The sequence below is a fragment of the Polaromonas sp. P1_F6 genome (assembly GCF_056405695.1).
This window is the reverse complement of sequence record NZ_JBFUBQ010000010.1, coordinates 1-17,833: the sequence shown is the minus strand read 5'-3', so window position 1 is coordinate 17,833 and position 17,833 is coordinate 1. Positions and strand designations below refer to the sequence as shown.

20 protein-coding genes are annotated in these 17,833 nt (G+C 61.9%); 14 read left to right on the top strand and 6 right to left on the bottom strand.

Going from position 1 to position 17,833, the window contains the following annotated elements:
* From creB to AC1DY9_RS20860, 3 genes are all read right to left on the bottom strand, one after another.
* Complete coding sequence (gene creB / locus AC1DY9_RS20870; protein WP_477667549.1) at window positions 1-702, bottom strand: two-component system response regulator CreB; 702 nt, start codon at window positions 700-702, stop codon at window positions 1-3.
* A 124-nt stretch (window positions 703-826) separates the two neighbouring features.
* Complete coding sequence (locus tag AC1DY9_RS20865) at window positions 827-1,459, bottom strand: MarC family protein (RefSeq protein ID WP_457281681.1); 633 nt, start codon at window positions 1,457-1,459, stop codon at window positions 827-829.
* A 152-nt stretch (window positions 1,460-1,611) separates the two neighbouring features.
* Complete coding sequence (locus AC1DY9_RS20860; protein WP_457281680.1) at window positions 1,612-2,358, bottom strand: SDR family oxidoreductase; 747 nt, start codon at window positions 2,356-2,358, stop codon at window positions 1,612-1,614.
* A 94-nt stretch (window positions 2,359-2,452) separates the two neighbouring features.
* Between AC1DY9_RS20860 and AC1DY9_RS20855 the strand changes: the two genes are divergently transcribed.
* The 4 genes from AC1DY9_RS20855 (at window position 2,453) to AC1DY9_RS20840 (ending at window position 5,538) form a co-directional block, all read left to right on the top strand.
* Entirely contained in the window at window positions 2,453-3,061 is a 609-nt protein-coding gene (locus AC1DY9_RS20855; protein ID WP_457281679.1) for a 2-hydroxychromene-2-carboxylate isomerase, read from the top strand.
* Between the two features lie 72 nt (window positions 3,062-3,133).
* Window positions 3,134-3,823 (top strand): dienelactone hydrolase family protein, encoded by a 690-nt coding sequence (locus AC1DY9_RS20850; RefSeq protein WP_457281678.1) that lies wholly within the window; start codon window positions 3,134-3,136, stop codon window positions 3,821-3,823.
* A gap of 68 nt (window positions 3,824-3,891) precedes the next feature.
* Complete coding sequence (locus tag AC1DY9_RS20845) at window positions 3,892-4,740, top strand: amidohydrolase family protein (protein ID WP_477667591.1); 849 nt, start codon at window positions 3,892-3,894, stop codon at window positions 4,738-4,740.
* A 135-nt stretch (window positions 4,741-4,875) separates the two neighbouring features.
* On the top strand, window positions 4,876-5,538 hold the full coding sequence (locus tag AC1DY9_RS20840) for a glutathione S-transferase family protein (protein ID WP_477667548.1): 663 nt from the start codon (window positions 4,876-4,878) through the stop codon (window positions 5,536-5,538).
* Window positions 5,539-5,542: 4 nt separating this feature from the next.
* Here AC1DY9_RS20840 and AC1DY9_RS20835 read toward each other — a convergent pair whose 3' ends face one another.
* The 3 genes from AC1DY9_RS20835 to hemB all read right to left on the bottom strand — a co-directional run bounded on the left by AC1DY9_RS20835 (window position 5,543) and on the right by hemB (window position 8,519).
* Window positions 5,543-6,103: a DUF1003 domain-containing protein gene (locus tag AC1DY9_RS20835; protein WP_457281676.1), complete on the bottom strand. Its 561-nt coding sequence runs from the start codon at window positions 6,101-6,103 to the stop codon at window positions 5,543-5,545.
* Between the two features lie 169 nt (window positions 6,104-6,272).
* A complete protein-coding gene (locus tag AC1DY9_RS20830; RefSeq protein WP_477667547.1) occupies window positions 6,273-7,388 on the bottom strand; it encodes a magnesium transporter CorA family protein in 1,116 nt (371 codons plus the stop codon).
* Window positions 7,389-7,502: 114 nt separating this feature from the next.
* The gene (gene hemB, locus AC1DY9_RS20825) at window positions 7,503-8,519 is read right to left on the bottom strand and encodes a porphobilinogen synthase (RefSeq protein WP_457281674.1); all 1,017 of its coding nucleotides are present in this window, start codon (window positions 8,517-8,519) and stop codon (window positions 7,503-7,505) included.
* A 454-nt stretch (window positions 8,520-8,973) separates the two neighbouring features.
* On the opposite strand from hemB, the gene AC1DY9_RS20820 reads away from it, so the two are divergent.
* The 10 genes from AC1DY9_RS20820 to AC1DY9_RS20775 form a co-directional block, all read left to right on the top strand.
* Window positions 8,974-9,402, top strand: coding sequence for a CopD family protein (locus AC1DY9_RS20820; RefSeq protein WP_477667546.1), 429 nt, complete (start codon window positions 8,974-8,976; stop codon window positions 9,400-9,402).
* A 167-nt stretch (window positions 9,403-9,569) separates the two neighbouring features.
* On the top strand, window positions 9,570-10,646 hold the full coding sequence (locus AC1DY9_RS20815) for a VanZ family protein (RefSeq protein ID WP_477667545.1): 1,077 nt from the start codon (window positions 9,570-9,572) through the stop codon (window positions 10,644-10,646).
* Window positions 10,647-10,807: 161 nt separating this feature from the next.
* The gene (locus AC1DY9_RS20810; RefSeq protein ID WP_457281671.1) at window positions 10,808-11,080 is read left to right on the top strand and encodes a DUF2798 domain-containing protein; all 273 of its coding nucleotides are present in this window, start codon (window positions 10,808-10,810) and stop codon (window positions 11,078-11,080) included.
* Window positions 11,081-11,134: 54 nt separating this feature from the next.
* The gene (locus tag AC1DY9_RS20805; RefSeq protein WP_457281670.1) at window positions 11,135-11,473 is read left to right on the top strand and encodes a (2Fe-2S) ferredoxin domain-containing protein; all 339 of its coding nucleotides are present in this window, start codon (window positions 11,135-11,137) and stop codon (window positions 11,471-11,473) included.
* Window positions 11,474-11,586: 113 nt separating this feature from the next.
* On the top strand, window positions 11,587-12,228 hold the full coding sequence (locus AC1DY9_RS20800; RefSeq protein WP_457281669.1) for an alpha/beta hydrolase: 642 nt from the start codon (window positions 11,587-11,589) through the stop codon (window positions 12,226-12,228).
* Between the two features lie 62 nt (window positions 12,229-12,290).
* Window positions 12,291-13,508, top strand: coding sequence for a D-alanyl-D-alanine carboxypeptidase family protein (locus tag AC1DY9_RS20795; protein ID WP_477667544.1), 1,218 nt, complete (start codon window positions 12,291-12,293; stop codon window positions 13,506-13,508).
* A gap of 379 nt (window positions 13,509-13,887) precedes the next feature.
* The gene (gene rpsL / locus AC1DY9_RS20790) at window positions 13,888-14,265 is read left to right on the top strand and encodes a 30S ribosomal protein S12 (protein ID WP_092130055.1); all 378 of its coding nucleotides are present in this window, start codon (window positions 13,888-13,890) and stop codon (window positions 14,263-14,265) included.
* 226 nt (window positions 14,266-14,491) lie between these two features.
* Window positions 14,492-14,965, top strand: a complete 474-nt coding sequence (rpsG, locus tag AC1DY9_RS20785) for a 30S ribosomal protein S7 (protein WP_011481226.1) — start codon at window positions 14,492-14,494, stop codon at window positions 14,963-14,965.
* 222 nt (window positions 14,966-15,187) lie between these two features.
* Complete coding sequence (gene fusA / locus AC1DY9_RS20780) at window positions 15,188-17,290, top strand: elongation factor G (RefSeq protein WP_457281667.1); 2,103 nt, start codon at window positions 15,188-15,190, stop codon at window positions 17,288-17,290.
* Window positions 17,291-17,436: 146 nt separating this feature from the next.
* The coding region (locus AC1DY9_RS20775; RefSeq protein WP_477667543.1) for a GTP-binding protein at window positions 17,437-17,833 on the top strand (397 nt) is incomplete at its 3' end.

Here is a 17,833-nt window from a genome sequence, read left to right as displayed (position 1 = left end):
TCAGCTGCCTTTGGTGCGGTTGATATCCAGGGAGTAACCCATGCCGCGGTGTGTGACGATGTAGTCATGCTCCGGCGCTGCTTCCTGCAGCTTGGCGCGCAGGGTTTTGATGTGAGTGTCTACGGTGCGGTCTGTGCTGTCCGAATCCGTGCCCCAAACCGCAGTGAGCAACTCATCACGCGAACGGATGCGTTCGCGATGACGCAGCAGCTCGGCCAACAGGCCGAATTCGCGGCGCGTCAGGTTGAGTGGGAGGCCGTGCAGGTTTGCGCGTTGGCCCGCGGTGTCAATCACGAAAGGACTGGCGCCAGCCGGCGCCGCTGCGGGGGCAGGCATGCGCGCGCGCCTGAGCAGGCTGCGCACGCGCGCCAGCAACTCGCGCGGACTGAAGGGTTTGCTCACATAGTCGTCGGCGCCCAGTTCCAACCCGAGCACACGGTCGATCTCCTCGCCCTGCGCGCTCAGCATCAGCACCGGCAGGCTGCCAGCAGCGCGCAGTTCGCGGCACAGATCGAAACCGCTGCCGTCGGGCAAGCCGACATCCAGGATCACGGCGTCGGGCAGTTGGAGCGCAAGCTGGCGGCGCGCATCGCCCAGCAGCAGGCTGTGTGTCACGCTGAGGCCGTCGCGCTCCAGCGTGTAGATGATGGACCGGGCAATCGCCGGGTCGTCTTCCACCAGCAGGATGCGCGCACTGGTCATTGGCCCCACCGGGCTTTGCTGTACGTTTCAGCAGGGGCCGCGGAACCGGCTTTGCCGGGCCGCAGGCGCAGCGCCCCCTCGGGGGGCAGAGAGCTACACGCAGTGAGCGAACGTGGGGGCTCCATTAGCTTCGCAGAATGGGGAACAACTTGCCGAGGCCGCCGGCCATCACCTCAACGGCCAATGCAGCGAGGATCAGACCCATCAGCCGCGTCATCACGTTGATACCGGTCTTGCCCAGCACGCGGGCAATCGGCTCGGCCAGCGAAAAGCTGATGGCAGTCACCAGCGCAATCACCACACCGTAGCCGACCAGCGCGGCAACCTGCAGGGCCGTCTGTGCCTTTTCGGCGTAAATCACTACCGTCGACATGGTGGCCGGGCCGGTCAACAGCGGAATGGTGAGCGGCACCACCGCGATGCTGGCGCCGCGCGCGGCCTTCTCTGCACCGTCTTCCATTTCATTGGTCAGGGGTTTGGCTTCGGCCGGTTGCGCATTCAGCATGTTCATCGAGCTGATCAGCAGCAGCATGCCGCCGCCGACCTGGAAGCTCGCCAGCGAGATACTGAAGAAGTCGAGGATCTGCAGGCCCAACAGCGCGCTGATGGCGATAACGACAAAAGCCGAAAAGGCTGCCACCAGGATGGTGCGGCGGCGCTGCTCGTCGGAGAAGCCCTGCGTGTAGTGGATAAAAAACGGCACGATGGCCAGCGGGTTGACGATGGCCAGCAGCGTGACAAGCGGTTTGAAATCCATCGTTTTTCCTTAGAGGCAATTCAAGTGGCAAGCCCAAAAGCGGTCTGCCCAACAAATTCCAGCAGGAGCTGCGGAACCGGCTTCACCGGGCCGCAGGCGCAGCGCCCCCTCGGGGGGCAGAGAGCTACACGCAGTGAGCGAACGTGGGGGCACTACCTCCCTCCGGCGACATCAAGCAGTGCACCTGTTGTATAGCTCGCATTGTCGCCGAGCAGCCAGACGATCGACTCCGCCACTTCGCCGGCGGTACCCGGCCGCTGCATCGGCACCAGCGGCGCCAGTTCACGGGCCCGGTCGGGCAAGCCGCCCGAAGCGTGAATGTCGGTGTCGATGATGCCCGGGCGCACGCCGTTCACACGAATGCCTTCGGTGGCCACTTCCTTGGCCAGCCCGACCGTGAAGGTGTCGATGGCGCCCTTGGCGGCTGCGTAGTCCACGTACTGGCCAGGCCCGCCCAGCCGCGCTGCGGCGCTCGAGACGTTGACGATGGCGCCGCCCGTACCGCCGTAGCGCGTGCTCATGCGTTTGACGGCTTCGCGTGCGCAGAGGAACGAGCCGAACACATTGATCTCGAACATGCGCCGCACCCTGTCCAGCGTCATGGCGTCAACGCGGCTGGTGCGGTCGACCACGCCGGCATTGTTGACGAGGCCGTCCAGCCGGCCGAGCTTGGCATCCACTTTTTCAAACATGGCAAGCACCTGCGCCTCGTCGGCCACGTCGGCCTGAACCGTGATGGCCTGGCCGCCGCCCTGGCGGATTTGCCGCACCACTTCGTCGGCTGCCAGCGAGTTGCTGGTGTAGTTGACGGCCACCACCCAACCCTGGCGCGCCGCGAGCAGGGCGCTTGCGGCGCCTATGCCGCGCGAGCCGCCTGTGATCAAAACAACTTTTGACAAACCGGACCTCCTGCAGAAAATGGCAATCCCGGGTAAAAACGGGGATTGCATCGGGTCAATGTACTTGAACAGGCCCCAAAAACCGGAGACGATCATGAGCACCGTTGTGGATTATTACTTTACGCCGCAAAGCCCATGGACTTATCTGGGCCACGAACGCTTTGCGCAGATCGCCCGTGCGGCGGGCGCTACCGTGAATGTGTTGCCTATCGATCTGGGCGGCAAGGTGTTTCCCATCTCGGGCGGGCTGCCGCTGGCCCAGCGCGCGCCACAGCGCCAGGCTTACCGCCTGCTGGAATTGCAGCGCTATTCAGACTACCTGCATGCGCCGCTGAACCTCAAGCCCAAGTATTTCCCGGTGTCCGGCGATGAGGCCTCGCGCCTCATCATCGCGGTGAACCTGCACGACGGCACCGAAGCCGCGATGAAAATCGGCGGCGCCATCTTCAGCGCCGTGTGGGTGCGCGAGCGCCATATTGCCGACGAAAAAGTGTTGGCCGAGCTGCTGGCCGAATGTGGGCTGGACGCGGCGCGGCTGGAACAATCCTTCAGCCAGGCCGTGCAGGAGCGCTATGAAGCCAATACCCAGCAGGCGATCGACGCCGGCGTGTTCGGCGCGCCCAGTTATGTCATCGACGGCGAACTGTTCTGGGGCCAGGACCGGCTCGATTTCGTGGAGCGCAAGCTTAAGGCCGGGGCATAAACCGCTGGCCGTTTCCCCTCCAGTTCGCCCTTCATTCATACCGATCAACCAATTCAAAGGAGCATCCATCTCATGGGCCAATTCACCAATCTCACCGCCGCCGACGGCTTCGTCGTGCCGGCTTATGTGGCGCAACCGGAAGGCAAGCCGCGCGGCGGCATCGTCGTCGTCCAGGAAATTTTCGGCGTCAACTCGCACATCCGCGGTGTGGCGGACCGCTTTGCGGCGGAAGGCTACCTGGCAGTGGCACCCGCCACGTTCGAGCGCGTCAAGCCCGGCGTCGACATGGGTTACAGCGAGGCGGACATGAAGATCGGCTTCGAGCTGAAAACCGCTGTCAGCGCGCTGCCGGGCGCCGGTGTGCTGCAAGACATCCAGGCGGCGATTGACCACGCGGCCAAGGCCGGTGGCGGCAAGGTCGGCATCATCGGGTTTTGCTGGGGCGGCCTCTTGACCTGGCGTGCGGCCAGCCTGCTCAAGGGCTTATCGGCGGCCGTTCCCTACTACGGCGGCGGCATCACGGCCGAGGAAGAAATCGAGCGCCAGCCCCAGTGCCCGGTCATGGCCCATTTCGGCGACCAGGACCACTGGATTCCGATGGAAGGCGTTGAAGCCTTCCGCAAGGCGCACCCGGAAGTCGAGGTGCATGTGTACCAGGCCAACCACGGTTTCAACTGCGACCAGCGCGGCTCCTACAACGAAGCGGCGGCGAAGCTGGCACGCGAACGTTCGCTGGCGTTCCTTGCCGCCAAACTGGCCTGACCGTGCGCCCTGCCCCCGGATTCAAGCCTTTTTGGGTTGTAGCCCTTTGCGGATGTGCGCAAGCAGCTATCGTTTTGATAGCGTTTTCGACGGTTGCCCGAGCGGCCGACTACGCCGGCCCGTTGTTTGACACGCACCTGCATTACAACGAAGAGGCTTGGAACGGAAACAGCGGTCCACACGCGCCAGCTGATGTTCTTGCGCGCATGAAGCGCAATGGCGTCAAAGCCATCGTCGCCAACTCCCGGCCCAACGACGGCACGAAGTCGCTGGCTGCCATGCCGGAAACGCGCAAGGCCGGCGTTACCGTGGTCCCGTTTATCCGCCTGTACCGTAACCGCGCCGACTATGACAACTGGTTTCGCGACGAGTCCATTTACGAAATGGTGCAGGCCGAGTTTGCCCGCGGCGTCACGGGTGACCAGGCCGGCCCGTACAAGGGCATCGGCGAATTTCATTTGTACGACAGCGCCAATGCCAACGGCCCGGTGGCCAAAAAGCTCATGCAGTTCGCTGCGAAGAACAAGCTGGCAGTGCTCTCACACGTAGACGACACGGCGATCGACTTGTTGATGGCCCACGCACCAGATGCGCGGCTCATCTGGGCGCACACCGGCATAGGCGGCGCACCTGTGGCACGCGTTGATGCGCTGCTGGGCAAATACCCGCAGTTGATGGGTGAGCTGTCCTATCGCCCCGGCCTGACCTGCGAAGGCGGAAAGCTGTGTGCGGAGTGGCGCAAGCTGCTGCTCAAGTACCCAGGCCGCTTCATGATCGGTYCCGACACCTGGGTCAACCAGCGCTGGCTGTATTACGACGAGCTCATGAAGGGTTACCGCAGCTGGTTGGGTGATTTGCCAGCCGACGTGGCCCGCAAGATCGCTTGGGGCAATGCGGCCGGTATCTACGGTCTGTAGAAAAACCACCCCCGTCCAGGCTCACTGCGTGTAGCCTGTTCCCCCCTCGAGGGGGCGGCGCCTGCGGTCTGGCAAAGCCAGTCCCGCGGCACCTCGCTTGCAGATCGGGGAGGAGCGTGCGGCAAAATACGCCAGATGTACCAGCTTCATTTCTCTCCCAGCTCTGCCGCCATGGCGCCTCACATCCTGCTCCAGGAACTGGGCGTGCCGTTTGAAAAAGTCCTCGTCGACACCAGCACCGGCGCGCACCGGTCGGAGGCTTACCGCAAGCTCAACCCCAACGGCCTGATCCCGACGCTGGTCGACGGTGACCTGGTGTTGTATGAAACCGCCGCGATCTGCCTGCACCTGTGCGATGCGCATCCCGAGGCCGGTCTGGCCCCATCCGTCGGCACCACCGAACGCGCGCATTTCTACAAATGGTTGATCTGGCTGACCAACACCATGCAGTCGGCGCTGATCATTTATTTCTACACCGACCGCTGGATGAACCCCGGCAACGACGCCGGCGTAGCCGAGTTGAAGTCGCATGCCGAAGCCAAAGTCGGCCTGATGCTGGACCAGCTGGACGCGGAGCTGGCAAGGCTGGAGAAAATCCATGACCAACCCTGGCTGTTGGGTGCGACGTATTCGGCGGTAGATATTTATGCGCTGACGCTGTGCCGCTGGACTCGCAACTTTGCGTCGTCGCCGGCACGCAACCGGCCCCACCTCGGCCCTTACCTGCAGCGTGCGCTGGCGCGGCCTGCCGTGATCAAGGCCTTCCACGCCGAAGGGCTCGCCCAGCCTTGGGTCTGAGTCTCTAACCTTTCGCCGCAGGCGGGTTGTCGCGCTGCGCCTGCTCGATCTGGGCGACCAGCTTTTCGGGGTCGGTGTTTTCCTTGAGGATGGGAATGTCCGGGTCGCCCTCGATGTTGGCGCCTACCTTTTTGGCGATGCGCTCCAGGATCTGGATCATCTTGGTGTTTTCCTGCTCGGTCAGCAGGTTGATCTGAAGGTCCAGCTGGTTGCGCCTGTCGCTGATGCGCAATTCATAGTTCTGGCTGATCAGGATGAAGGAGGACAGGAAGATGGCTTCCAGTGACACCATCAAGGTCAGGAAGGTAAAGGGGTAGGGGTCGAAATGCGCCAGCCCCGGCCATGAATTGAAGCTGATCCATAACGCAAACGCAGCCACGTGCATCCAGACAAAAGGCATGGAGCCGCAAAAACCGGCGACAAAGGCGGCGATGCGGTCGGCCCGGCTCCGGTTGGCCAGTGCCGTTTCTTCCACGCGCCGCATGGCTTCGACATTTTCGCGCGTCAGGTCATCGGCGCAGGTTGTATTGCCGTTCAGCGCCTTCTTGCCTGCTTGATTGCTCATGGGACATCCTTTTCGGGGGTGCCGGATCAGCGCCGTGCCAACTCCCGGCTGAGACGCAGCGCATCAGGCACTGCGGCGCCATTGGCCGTATTGTCAAAGATGCACCAGACAGAAGCGTCAGACGCCGCCGCAAGCTTGAGCCGGACGGCAAGCGCACCCGGGCGCCGTGTCAGCGGCGCGTCCTGGCCAGGTACTGCTTGCGCCAGAACACCGTGGCGACCACCACGACGATCAGGACCATGAACCCGAAGGTCCACCAGAAACCGGTGGACGCGTGAAGAAAGGGCATGAACTCGAAGTTCATGCCGAAGAACCCGGTGATCAGGTTCAGCGGCAGGAAGATGGCGGTGAGCGCCGTCAGCGTGCGCATGATGTCGTTGGTGCGGTTGCTTTGCGCCGAGAAATGCATCTGTACCGCGGTTTCGGCGCTTTGCTCCATGCGGCGCACATGGTGCACCACACGCTCGATGTGCTCGAGCACGTCGCGTGAGCGGATCTTGAGCAGCTCGCGCTCGCGCACTGCGGCGGGTGTTCCGCCTTCGGGCCAGGTTTCAATCGAATCAATCCAGTCCTGCAGCGCAGCCCGCTGGTCTTCGCAAATCTCATCGAGGTGGTGCATGGCCAGCCGCGCATCGAGCACCGAGCTCCAGTTGGTAAAGCGCGTGCCGGGCCGCAGCAGTTCGGACTGCCAGTGGTCGAGCTGGCGCGTGAGCTCGCGCCGCAGCTCGAGGTAGCCGTCCACCATCTGGTTGACGATGCGCAGCATCAGGTCGGCGGGGCTGGCGGGCAGCTTGACGCCGCTGGAGCGCGACTCGGCCGTGGTCGCATTGAGCAGGCGGGTCGCATAGGCATCGCGCACCGCGCAGTCGGCGGGGTGCACCGTCAGCACCACCTTGTCAAACACGGCAAAGCCGACCGGGCTGGTATCGATGCGCTTGAGGACCGGCGGGCCGCTGCGTTTCATGCGCTCATGCAGCGGTTCGCCGGGCTGGCTGAGGTCGGTTTCGCTTTGCCCGGCCGCCAGGCGGCGGAACACCAGGATGTCGTACTGCGAGGTGTAGTCGTAGTGCGAGGGGAGCTGGTTGTTCAGCAGGTCGGCCACATGCAGGTCGACCAGCTGGGTGCCGCACAGCGTTTGCAGCGCAGCCTGGATCTGCGCCTGCATCACCTCGAACTCGCGGCGGGCACAGGCAATCCAGACAAATCCCTGCGCCGGCAACTGGGCCGGCAGGGTGTCCGTCTCGGTGATGCCCTGGGTGCCGGAAGCGATGGTGAAAACGCGCATGAAAGCCCTGTTTAGCCTTGTTTTGAGGTGTTAAATCGGCATTTCGAGCAAGCAGGACGGGCGCAAGCAGCTATGATTTTGATAGCAGTTAGTGCGCAACACCTGCCGCCCGGTTCAGCCTTGCCGCAGCTTGCGGGCAGCGTCGATGGCGAAATACGTCAGCACGCCATCTGCGCCCGCACGCTTGAAGGCCAGCAGGCTTTCCATCATCACGGCGTCGTGGTCCAGCCAGCCGTTTTGCGCGGCTGCTTTGATCATCGCGTATTCGCCGCTGACCTGGTAGGCGAAGGTGGGCACGCCGAATTCGTCTTTCACGCGGCGCACCACGTCCAGGTAGGGCATGCCGGGTTTGACCATCACCATGTCGGCGCCTTCGGCGATGTCCATGGCCACTTCGCGCAGCGCTTCGTCGCTGTTGCCCGGGTCCATCTGGTAGGCCTTTTTGTCGGCCTTGCCCAGGTTGTTGGCCGAACCGACCGCATCGCGGAACGGGCCGTAAAACGCGCTCGCGTATTTGGCGCTGTAGGCCATGATGCGGGTGTGGATCAGCTTTTTGGCCTCCAGTGCCTGGCGGATGGCGCCAATGCGGCCATCCATCATGTCGCTGGGCGCGACCATGTCCACGCCGGCTTCGGCCTGGCAAAGCGCCTGCCGCACCAGCATGGCCACCGTCTCTTCGTTGAGGATGTAACCGTTTTCATCCGGCAGCCCGTCCTGCCCATGCGTGGTGAAGGGGTCCAGCGCCACGTCGGTCATTACGCCCAGGTCGGGAAAGTGCTTTTTCAGTGCCCGCACCACCCGCGGGATCAGGCCATCGGGATTGGTGGCCTCGACGCCGTCGTAGGTTTTGAGCGAGGCGTCCACCACGGGGAACAAGGCCATCACCGGGATGCCCAGCTTCACGCACTCTTCCGCCACCGGCAGCAGCAGGTCAAGGCTCAGCCTTTCGACGCCGGGCATGGAGGCCACCGCCTGGCGCTGCTGCTGGCCGTCCACCACAAAGACGGGATAAATGAGGTCGTGCGGGGTAAGTGCGTGTTCACGTACCAGGTTGCGGGTGAAGGCATCACGGCGCAGGCGCCGTGGGCGCCCGGCGGGGAAGGGCGCGAAGTTGGAGGCGTGCTGTGTCATGCGCAAATTGTGCCAAAGGTTGATCAAGGCCTGAAAGTATTTGGCCGGGCGTCATCTGCTATCTATATATATATATGGAGACATGCTTGGTGCCGCGCCATTTCGGAGGTGGCAGGCTTTACATGGAATTACTTAGTTAACTTATGAAATCATTGCCAATGCGCAGCCAGCGTGGTTAGAATTGCTACGTGTGGTTACCAATTTGGCAACTGCATCCCGCTTTTCCTCCCTGAGCGGGGCCTTTGCGTGTGACAGCAAAAAGGCTTACCAGCCCGGTGGCTTATGCCCCGGGCATTTTTTTGCCCGCTAAAGGTGACGCTTGGGGCATTAGCGGATGGATAGGTCTTAGACCAGCCGGGGCCGCGGAACCGGCTTTGCCGGGCCGCAGGCGCAGCGCCCCCTCGGGGGGCAGCGACCCACACGAAGTGGGGGAGCGTGGGGGCTACACTTCCTTATGCTCTGGGTCAAATCACTCCACATCGTTTTCATCGCCAGCTGGTTTGCCGGGCTGTTTTACCTGCCGCGCATTTTTGTGAACCTGGCCATGGTGCCGCCGGAAAGCGTGGCTGAGCGCGAGCGGCTCATATTGATGGCACGCAAACTCATGCGTTTCACCACCATCCTGGCCGTGCCTGCGTTGGGCTTTGGCCTGTGGCTGTACCTGGGTTACGGCATAGGCCGCGGGCCCGGCAACGGCTGGATGCACGCCAAGCTTGCCGTTGTGGTGCTGGTGATCGGCTACCACCACGCCTGCGGCCGCCTGCTGGGCAAGTTCGTCGCCAACCGCAACACTCGCAGCCACAAGTGGTTTCGTTGGTTTAACGAGGTGCCGGTGCTGCTGCTATTGACCGCAGTCATCCTCGTAGTGGTCAAGCCCTTCTAGGATCACCGGGCCCAGCAGTGAACAAGCCCCCCAACCCAGCAGATGCAAGCGGGCCGGCTTTGCCGGACGCTAGGCGTCGTCCCCTGCAAGGGGAAAAGGCACTACACGAAGCGAAGCGTAGTGAGAACGATAGGGGTGTTCACAAGACAACCGCGTGGCCGCTGGCGGTGGCCACCATCTGCCTGATTGTTTACGCCAGCCTCTATCCCTTTGCCGACTGGCGCGACCAGGGCATTTCGCCCTTCAGATTTCTGGCGGCGCCTCTGCCGCAGTACTGGACCGGTTTTGACGTGGGCGCCAACCTGTTGGGCTACGCGCCGCTGGGTTTCCTGCTGGCGCTGTCGGCACTGCGCAGCCGGCGCGTTTCCTGGGCTGTGACGGTGGCGGTGCTGGTCAGCGCGCTGCTGTCGCTGGCAATGGAAACGCTGCAAAGTTACCTGCCTTCGCGCATTCCCTCCAATGTCGATCTGGCGCTCAACACCACCGGCGCATGGCTGGGCGCGTGCTGTGCGTGGGCGCTGGAAAAAACCGGCATCGTCGATCGCTGGAGCCGCTTTCGGGCGCGCTGGTTCGCGCAGGATGCGCGGGGTGCGTTGGTGTTGCTGATGCTCTGGCCGCCCGCGTTGCTGTTTCCTGCCTCCGTGCCCCTGGGGCTGGGGCAGGTGTTCGAGCGTCTGGAGTCGGCGCTTGCCGAGGTGCTGACCGACACGCCTTTCCTCGAATGGATGCCGGTGCGCGACATGGAGCTGCAGCCACTGGTGCCGATTGCCGAATTGCTATGCGTGGCGCTGGGTGCGCTGATTCCCTGCCTGCTCGGCTATTGCGTGATCCGCACACTCTGGCAGCGTGCGGCGTTTTCGGCGGCCATCATCGCGGTCGGCATTGCCGCATCGGCGCTGTCGGCCGCGCTGAGCTACGGCCCGGACCACGCCTGGGCCTGGCTGGACCTGCCGGTGCAAGCGGGTGTCGGGTTTGCCGTTGTGGTGGCGGCGCTCTTGCTGCCTGTGCCGCGCCGGGGCGCAGCGGCGCTGGCACTGTTGGCGCTCACGGTTCACCTGGGGCTGCTCAACCAGGCGCCCGCCGACCCGTATTTCGCACAGACCCTGCAAACCTGGGAGCAGGGCCGCTTTATCCGCTTTCACGGCCTGGTGCAGTGGCTGGGCTGGCTGTGGCCGTACGCAGCCCTGCTGTATGTGCTGGTGCGGCTTTCAGGCCGCGAGCCGCGCGTTGATGCGCGCCAGTGATTCGCGTCTGCTAATATTCGCCTGCGATCTCCCTCAAGAGTTGCCGTAAGCGTTTACGTCAATCAACGCGCCTACTACCGCCGGCCATGCCGGGGTTGTGTTTCCGGCATGCCATTGGCTGCCGGAAAGGCGCCTTGACTGGACGGCTTATGGAACCCTGTATGAACTCTTCGAAATCTTCATCGCGCACCCTTTTCAGTTTCACAAAACTCCCCGCCCGCAGCGCGCGCTGGGTCACACCCTTGCTGCTTTCCGTGTTGATGACCTGCATCGTGTCGATCATCAGCACGCTCAAGGGCGTCGGTATCGCGCCCGGGGTCCTGCGCATCTGGCTGGGCGCATGGGCGCTTTCCTGGGTCGTTGCATTCCCGGTGCTGCTGCTGGTGCTTCCACTGGTGAAAAAAGCCACGGCGCTGGTCGTTGAGGCACCTTGATCCCCGGGGGCAATGYGGGAACCTTCTCCGGTACACATCCACTAAAGTCACACCATGCCTGAACAAAATTCCTATTACGAACGCCATGTCTTCTTTTGCCTGAACCAGCGCGCCAATGGCGAAGACTGCTGCGCTGATCACCGGGCGCAGGAGGGCTTTGACCGCTGCAAATCGCAGGTGAAAGCCGCGGGGCTGGCCGGGCCGGGCAAGGTCAGGGTCAACAAGGCCGGCTGCCTGGACCGCTGCGCAGCCGGCCCTGTGGCCGTGGTCTACCCCGAAGCGGTCTGGTACACCTATGTCGACGCCAGCGACATTGATGAAATTGTCGAGTCGCACCTGAAAAACGGCAAAGTCGTCGAGCGCCTGCTGGTGCCCGCGCACGTCGGGCGGTAGGTCGGGGGCGGCTGCAGCGTCCGGAAGTTTGCATTTTTTGCCTTCCAACCCAATAGGGACGTGCGCGAGTAGCTCCTTATTTGATAGCAACCTGTTTGAATGGATCCGTCACCGTGAATTCGCAGACCCGCAAATCGATCATCCAGGGCCCAGCCGGCGCGCTTGAAATTGCCGTAGACCTTCCCGCTGGCGACCCGCGCGGCGTGGCGGTCATTGCGCACCCGCACCCGCTGTTTGCGGGCACCATGGACAACAAGGTGGTGCAGACGCTGGCCCGGGCCTTTGTGCAATGCGGATGGACGGCCGTCCGGTTCAACTTCCGTGGTGTGGGTGGCAGCGCCGGCAGCCATGACGAAGGCCGGGGCGAGCTCGAAGACCTGCTGGCCGTGGTGGAACATTCGGCGCCGGCCAGCAGCGGCCAGGTGCTGGCATTGGCCGGGTTTTCGTTCGGCGCCTTTGTCACCACCCACGCCTTTGAGCGCCTCAGCGCCGCCCGCACCATTGAAAAGCTGGTGCTGGTCGGCACCAGCGTGAGCCGCGCGCCTGCTGCGCCGATTGACGAAGCCGCCCACCTGAAAACCCTGGTCGTGCATGGTGAGCAGGACGATACGGTGCTGTTGTCTGCCGTGCTGGACTGGGCCCGGCCGCAGGCACTGCCTGTTACCGTTGTGCCGGGGGGAAGCCATTTCTTTCATGGACAATTGCCCCTGCTGAAAAACCTCGTGGTTCGCCACCTGTCTTCGCCCTCCGCCTGATGCTGTTTGCCAGGCGCTCCCTGACCCTTACTCCTTCACCGAATTTCACTGAACCCCTACTGATGCAAGCTTCACTCAAGGCCCTCCGCGCCGCCCCCAGCCTGCGCGCTTTTGCCGCCACCGTGTTCCTGGCTTTCTCCGCGGCGTTGCCCGTGGCGCATGCCCAGGTCCCGCAAGCGCCCGAAATCGCCGCACGCTCCTATTTGCTGCTGGATATCACCGCCAACCAGATCCTGGCCGCCAAGGACATCGATTCCCCGGTGGAGCCGGCATCCCTGACCAAGCTGATGACCGAATACCTGGTGTTCGATGCACTCAAATCCAAAAAAATCGACCTGAAGCAGACCTTCCCCGTCAGCCAGCGGGCCTGGAAGATGCCGGGTTCGCGCATGTTCATCGACCCGAAGATGCAGGTGCCCGTGGAAGACCTGATCAAGGGCATGGTGGTGCAGTCCGGCAATGACGCCACCATGGCGCTCGCCGAAGGCGTGGGCGGCTCGGCCGAAAACTTTGTCCGCCTCATGAACGAGCAGGCCAAGGCGCTGGGCATGAAGTCCACGTCCTATAAAAACCCGGAAGGCCTGACCGAGCCCGGCCACACGACCACCGCCCGTGACCTGAGCATCCTGTCCACCCGGTTGATGCAGGACTTCCCTGATTACATCGGCTATTCGGCGATCAAGAAATACCGCTATCCCGGCACACCGGCGGCCAACGACACCAACCGCAATACCCTGCTGTTCCGCGACCCGACGGTGGACGGCCTGAAAACCGGCCATACCGACGCCGCCGGCTATTGCATGATCGCCACGGCAAAGCGCGACTTTCCCAATTTGGGTGCTGCCGGTGCGCCGGGCGGGCGCCGGTTGCTGGCCATCGTGCTGGGCACCGTCAGCGACAGCGCACGCGCCAATGAATCACAAAAACTGCTGAACTGGGGCTACACGGCCTATGAAGCCGTGAAGCTGTTCGACGCTGGCCAGGCCGTGGTCACTCCGTCGGTCTGGAAAGGGACCTCCTCGACCGTGAAGCTGGGCCGTCCGCAGGCCATCGTGGTGGCCATCGCTGCCGGTAGTGCTGCCAAAGTCAAAACCCAGGTGGCGCGGCCCGACCCGTTGGTGGCGCCGTTTGCCAAGGGCCAGGCTGTTGGCACGCTGAAGGTCACCTTGGGCGACAACCCCGCCCCGGTGGCCGAAGTGCCGCTCGTGGCGCTGGAAGCGGTGGGCGAGGCCGGCATCCTGGGCCGTGCTTGGGACGCCATCCGGCTGTGGATTAAATAAGACGAACACGCGGTGGGTGGCGTGGCTAAGGCCGCGCTCCCCGCCGCTACGGCCGGCCGTCGCTTGCACAGCCCTTGCCGTGACCTTTTTTCTCCCCGCGCTTTGGCCGGGAATGCAGAAGCCTGCCCCCCAAAGCGGCTCTTCGCGAATCAAACGCCTCCTGGGTGCCATCAAATTCGGTGGGAGTGGGTACTAACATCCCCACTTTGGGCGCCGGATTACCTGTTGTCAGCTCCTTCATGCGTCCTGGCCGCGCGTTCTGCTTGAGGGATTCCCCTATCCGGTTTATACTAGAAGGCTTTTCCGCTTTCGTGGCGGGAAATATTTGTGGCCGTATCAACACGGTAAATTAGTTTTCAGACGTTTAGGGACGTTTTCAATGCCAACCATTAATCAGTTAGTCCGTCAGGGGCGCGAGGTCGAAAAGATCAAGTCCAAGAGCCCTGCGATGGAAAATTCTCCGCAGCGCCGCGGTGTGTGCACCCGTGTGTACACCACGACGCCTAAAAAGCCCAATTCCGCTCTGCGTAAGGTTGCCAAAGTGCGCCTGACCAACGGTTTTGAAATCATTTCCTACATCGGCGGCGAAGGCCACAACCTGCAGGAACACAGCGTGGTGCTGGTTCGCGGCGGTCGTGTCAAGGACTTGCCCGGTGTGCGTTACCACATCGTCCGTGGCTCGCTCGACTTGCAAGGCGTGAAAGACCGCAAGCAGTCGCGTTCCAAGTACGGTGCGAAGAAGCCAAAGGCCAAATAAGCCAAGCCGGCTCGGGTTTTTCTCTTCACTGAGAGCTCGCGCCAGAAGAAGTTGTCACAGAAGTCTGTGATAGTTCCTTCAAAACAAGGTGTTTCACTCGCCCTGGCAGGTGTCTGAAACGAAGTGACCCAAGTGCAAATAGTTGCACCGGTCGAGTAAGTGAGGGTTTTGATAACTCTCGCGGTGTTGCCAAAAGCAATGCCAACTGAAGCAAAGAGGTGAAAAAATGCCACGTCGTCGCGAAGTCCCTAAACGTGAAATTCTTCCTGATCCAAAATTTGGCGATGTTGATCTCGCCAAGTTCATGAACGTGATCATGCAAGGCGGCAAGAAGGCCGTCGCAGAGCGCATCATTTATGGCGCGCTCGACTTTATCGAGAAAAAGAACCCCGGCAAAGATCCGCTTGAGGCTTTCCACATGGCCATCGGCAACATCAAGCCCATGGTTGAAGTGAAATCGCGCCGCGTCGGCGGCGCCAACTACCAGGTGCCGGTTGAAGTGCGTCCTGTCCGCCGTATGGCTCTGGCCATGCGCTGGCTCAAAGAGGCCGCCAAGAAGCGTGGCGAGAAGTCCATGTCTTTGCGTCTGGCCAATGAGCTGATGGAAGCGACCGAAGGCCGCGGCGGCGCCATGAAAAAGCGTGACGAAGTTCACCGCATGGCAGAAGCCAACAAGGCGTTCAGCCACTTCCGCTTCTAATTTTCGATTGCAGTAATTGCTGCGCTGAATTGACGGGTTGCTGGTTGGTTTCAAGGTGCTGGGTGCCTTGATTGCCGGCCGTTCAACCCCAATTTCTGCCAGCCGGGTGTGGTGCACAACACCCTTCCCGGCCAGCAGACGCGTAGAAGAAATGAAGGATGCCCGGACTGCGGGCAGTCCTTCAACGAGTCTTTGTTCGTAACCCCGAACTGAAAGTAATTTATGTCCCGCGCTACCCCCATTTCACAATACCGCAACATCGGCATTTCCGCGCACATTGATGCCGGCAAGACCACCACCACCGAGCGGATCCTTTTTTACACCGGCGTGAACCACAAGATTGGTGAAGTTCACGACGGCGCTGCCACCATGGACTGGATGGAGCAAGAGCAGGAGCGCGGCATCACGATTACTTCGGCTGCCACCACCTGCTTCTGGAAGGGCATGGACACGTCCCTGCCTGAGCACCGCATCAACATCATCGACACCCCGGGCCACGTGGACTTCACGATTGAAGTCGAGCGCTCCATGCGCGTGCTTGACGGCGCCTGCATGGTGTACTGCGCCGTGGGTGGCGTTCAGCCCCAGTCTGAAACCGTCTGGCGCCAGGCCAACAAGTACAAAGTTCCCCGCCTTGCGTTCGTCAACAAGATGGACCGCACCGGCGCGAACTTCTTCAAGGTCGTCGAGCAGATGAAGCTGCGCCTGAAGGCCAGTCCTGTGCCCATGGTGATCCCCATCGGCGCTGAAGAAAGCTTCACCGGCGTGGTCGACCTGCTGAAAATGAAGGCCATCATCTGGGATGAGGCCTCGCAAGGCATGAAGTTCACCTACAGCGATATCCCCGCCGAGCTCGTCGAGCTGGCCAAGGAATGGCGCGAGAAGATGGTCGAAGCTGCCGCCGAGTCGTCTGAAGAGCTGATGAACAAATACCTTGAAGAAGGTGACTTGACCGAAGCTGAAATCAAGCTGGGCATCCGCACGCGTACCATCGCCAGCGAAATCCAGCCGATGTACTGCGGCTCTGCCTTCAAGAACAAGGGCGTGCAGCGCATGCTGGACGCCGTGATTGAATTCATGCCGTCGCCGATCGACATTCCGCCCGTCAAGGGCATGGACGAAGATGAAGCGCCTGTCACCCGCAAGGCTGACGACGAAGAGAAATTCTCTGCGCTGGCATTCAAGCTGATGACTGACCCGTTTGTGGGCCAGCTCACCTTCGTGCGCGTTTACTCTGGCGTCCTGAAAAAGGGCGACAGCGTTTACAACCCGATCAAGGGCAAGAAAGAGCGTATCGGCCGTATCGTGCAGATGCACGCGAACAACCGCGAAGAAGTCAGCGAAATCCGCGCCGGCGACATCGCCGCCTGCGTGGGCCTCAAAGACGTGACCACGGGCGAAACCCTGTGCGATCCCGATGCCATCGTCATGCTCGAGCGCATGGTGTTCCCTGAGCCTGTGATTACGCAGGCTGTGGAACCCAAGACCAAGGCCGACCAGGAAAAAATGGGTATCGCGTTGCAACGTCTGGCTCAGGAAGATCCTTCTTTCCGCGTCAAGACCGACGAAGAGTCCGGCCAGACCCTGATCGCCGGTATGGGCGAGCTGCATCTGGAAATTATTGTTGACCGCATGAAGCGCGAATTCGGCGTGGAAGCCAACGTCGGCAAGCCGCAGGTGGCTTACCGCGAAACCATCCGTAAAACGGTGGAAGACGCTGAAGGCAAGTTCGTGCGCCAGTCCGGCGGTAAAGGCCAATACGGTCACGTTGTGCTCAAGATTGAGCCGAACGAAGCCGGCAAGGGCATCGAATTCGTTGACGCCATCAAGGGCGGTGTGGTTCCTCGCGAATACATCCCCGCAGTGGAAAAGGGCATCAACGAAGCCGTCACGTCCGGCGTGCTGGCAGGTTATCCGGTGGTTGACGTCAAAGTCACGCTGCACTTCGGTTCGTACCACGATGTGGACTCGAACGAACTGGCCTTCAAGATGGCTGCCATCTTCGGTTTCAAGGAAGGCTGCCGCAAGGCCAGCCCCGTGATCCTGGAGCCCATGATGGCCGTGGAAGTGGAAACGCCTGAAGACTACGCCGGCAACGTGATGGGCGATCTGTCCTCACGCCGCGGCATGGTGCAGGGCATGGAAGACATGGTTGGTGGCGGCAAGGCCATCAAGGCAGAAGTGCCGCTGTCTGAAATGTTCGGTTATTCGACCACGCTGCGTTCGATGTCGCAGGGCCGTGCAACGTACTCCATGGAGTTCAAGCACTACTCTGAAGCTCCGCGCAATGTGTCGGAAGCCATCATGGCTTCGCGCGCCAAGTAAGTAACGTTCGCTGCCGGCTCCTGTGGAGCCGGCAGCATTTTTCCTTGTCTGCGATTGTGTGCCACTTCGTGCCCGTGCGAAGTGAATCAGCAATACAGTGCAGACGTTAAACCGTACACGGGCAAGTTCTTTATCTGGAGAGAAAAATGGCAAAAGGTAAATTTGAGCGGACCAAGCCGCACGTCAACGTAGGCACGATTGGCCACGTGGACCATGGCAAGACGACGCTGACGGCGGCGATCACGACCGTTCTGGCATCCAAGTTCGGCGGCGAAGCCAAGGGCTACGACCAAATTGACGCGGCGCCCGAAGAAAAAGCGCGCGGCATCACGATCAACACCGCCCACGTCGAGTACGAAACGGCCAACCGCCACTACGCCCACGTCGACTGCCCAGGCCACGCCGACTATGTGAAGAACATGATCACCGGCGCCGCCCAGATGGACGGCGCTATTCTGGTTTGCTCCGCCGCTGACGGCCCCATGCCCCAGACCCGCGAGCACATCCTGCTGGCCCGCCAGGTGGGCGTGCCTTACATCATCG

Coding starts and splice junctions, on each gene's coding strand:
- creB (WP_477667549.1), bottom strand. CDS start 702: ATGACCAGTGCGCGCATCCTGCTGGTGGAAGACGACCCGGCGATTGCC.
- AC1DY9_RS20865 (WP_457281681.1), bottom strand. CDS start 1,459: ATGGATTTCAAACCGCTTGTCACGCTGCTGGCCATCGTCAACCCGCTG.
- AC1DY9_RS20855 (WP_457281679.1), top strand. CDS start 2,453: ATGAGCACCGTTGTGGATTATTACTTTACGCCGCAAAGCCCATGGACT.
- AC1DY9_RS20850 (WP_457281678.1), top strand. CDS start 3,134: ATGGGCCAATTCACCAATCTCACCGCCGCCGACGGCTTCGTCGTGCCG.
- AC1DY9_RS20840 (WP_477667548.1), top strand. CDS start 4,876: ATGTACCAGCTTCATTTCTCTCCCAGCTCTGCCGCCATGGCGCCTCAC.
- AC1DY9_RS20835 (WP_457281676.1), bottom strand. CDS start 6,103: ATGAGCAATCAAGCAGGCAAGAAGGCGCTGAACGGCAATACAACCTGC.
- AC1DY9_RS20830 (WP_477667547.1), bottom strand. CDS start 7,388: ATGCGCGTTTTCACCATCGCTTCCGGCACCCAGGGCATCACCGAGACG.
- hemB (WP_457281674.1), bottom strand. CDS start 8,519: ATGACACAGCACGCCTCCAACTTCGCGCCCTTCCCCGCCGGGCGCCCA.
- AC1DY9_RS20820 (WP_477667546.1), top strand. CDS start 8,974: ATGCTCTGGGTCAAATCACTCCACATCGTTTTCATCGCCAGCTGGTTT.
- AC1DY9_RS20810 (WP_457281671.1), top strand. CDS start 10,808: ATGAACTCTTCGAAATCTTCATCGCGCACCCTTTTCAGTTTCACAAAA.
- AC1DY9_RS20805 (WP_457281670.1), top strand. CDS start 11,135: ATGCCTGAACAAAATTCCTATTACGAACGCCATGTCTTCTTTTGCCTG.
- AC1DY9_RS20795 (WP_477667544.1), top strand. CDS start 12,291: ATGCAAGCTTCACTCAAGGCCCTCCGCGCCGCCCCCAGCCTGCGCGCT.
- rpsL (WP_092130055.1), top strand. CDS start 13,888: ATGCCAACCATTAATCAGTTAGTCCGTCAGGGGCGCGAGGTCGAAAAG.
- rpsG (WP_011481226.1), top strand. CDS start 14,492: ATGCCACGTCGTCGCGAAGTCCCTAAACGTGAAATTCTTCCTGATCCA.
- fusA (WP_457281667.1), top strand. CDS start 15,188: ATGTCCCGCGCTACCCCCATTTCACAATACCGCAACATCGGCATTTCC.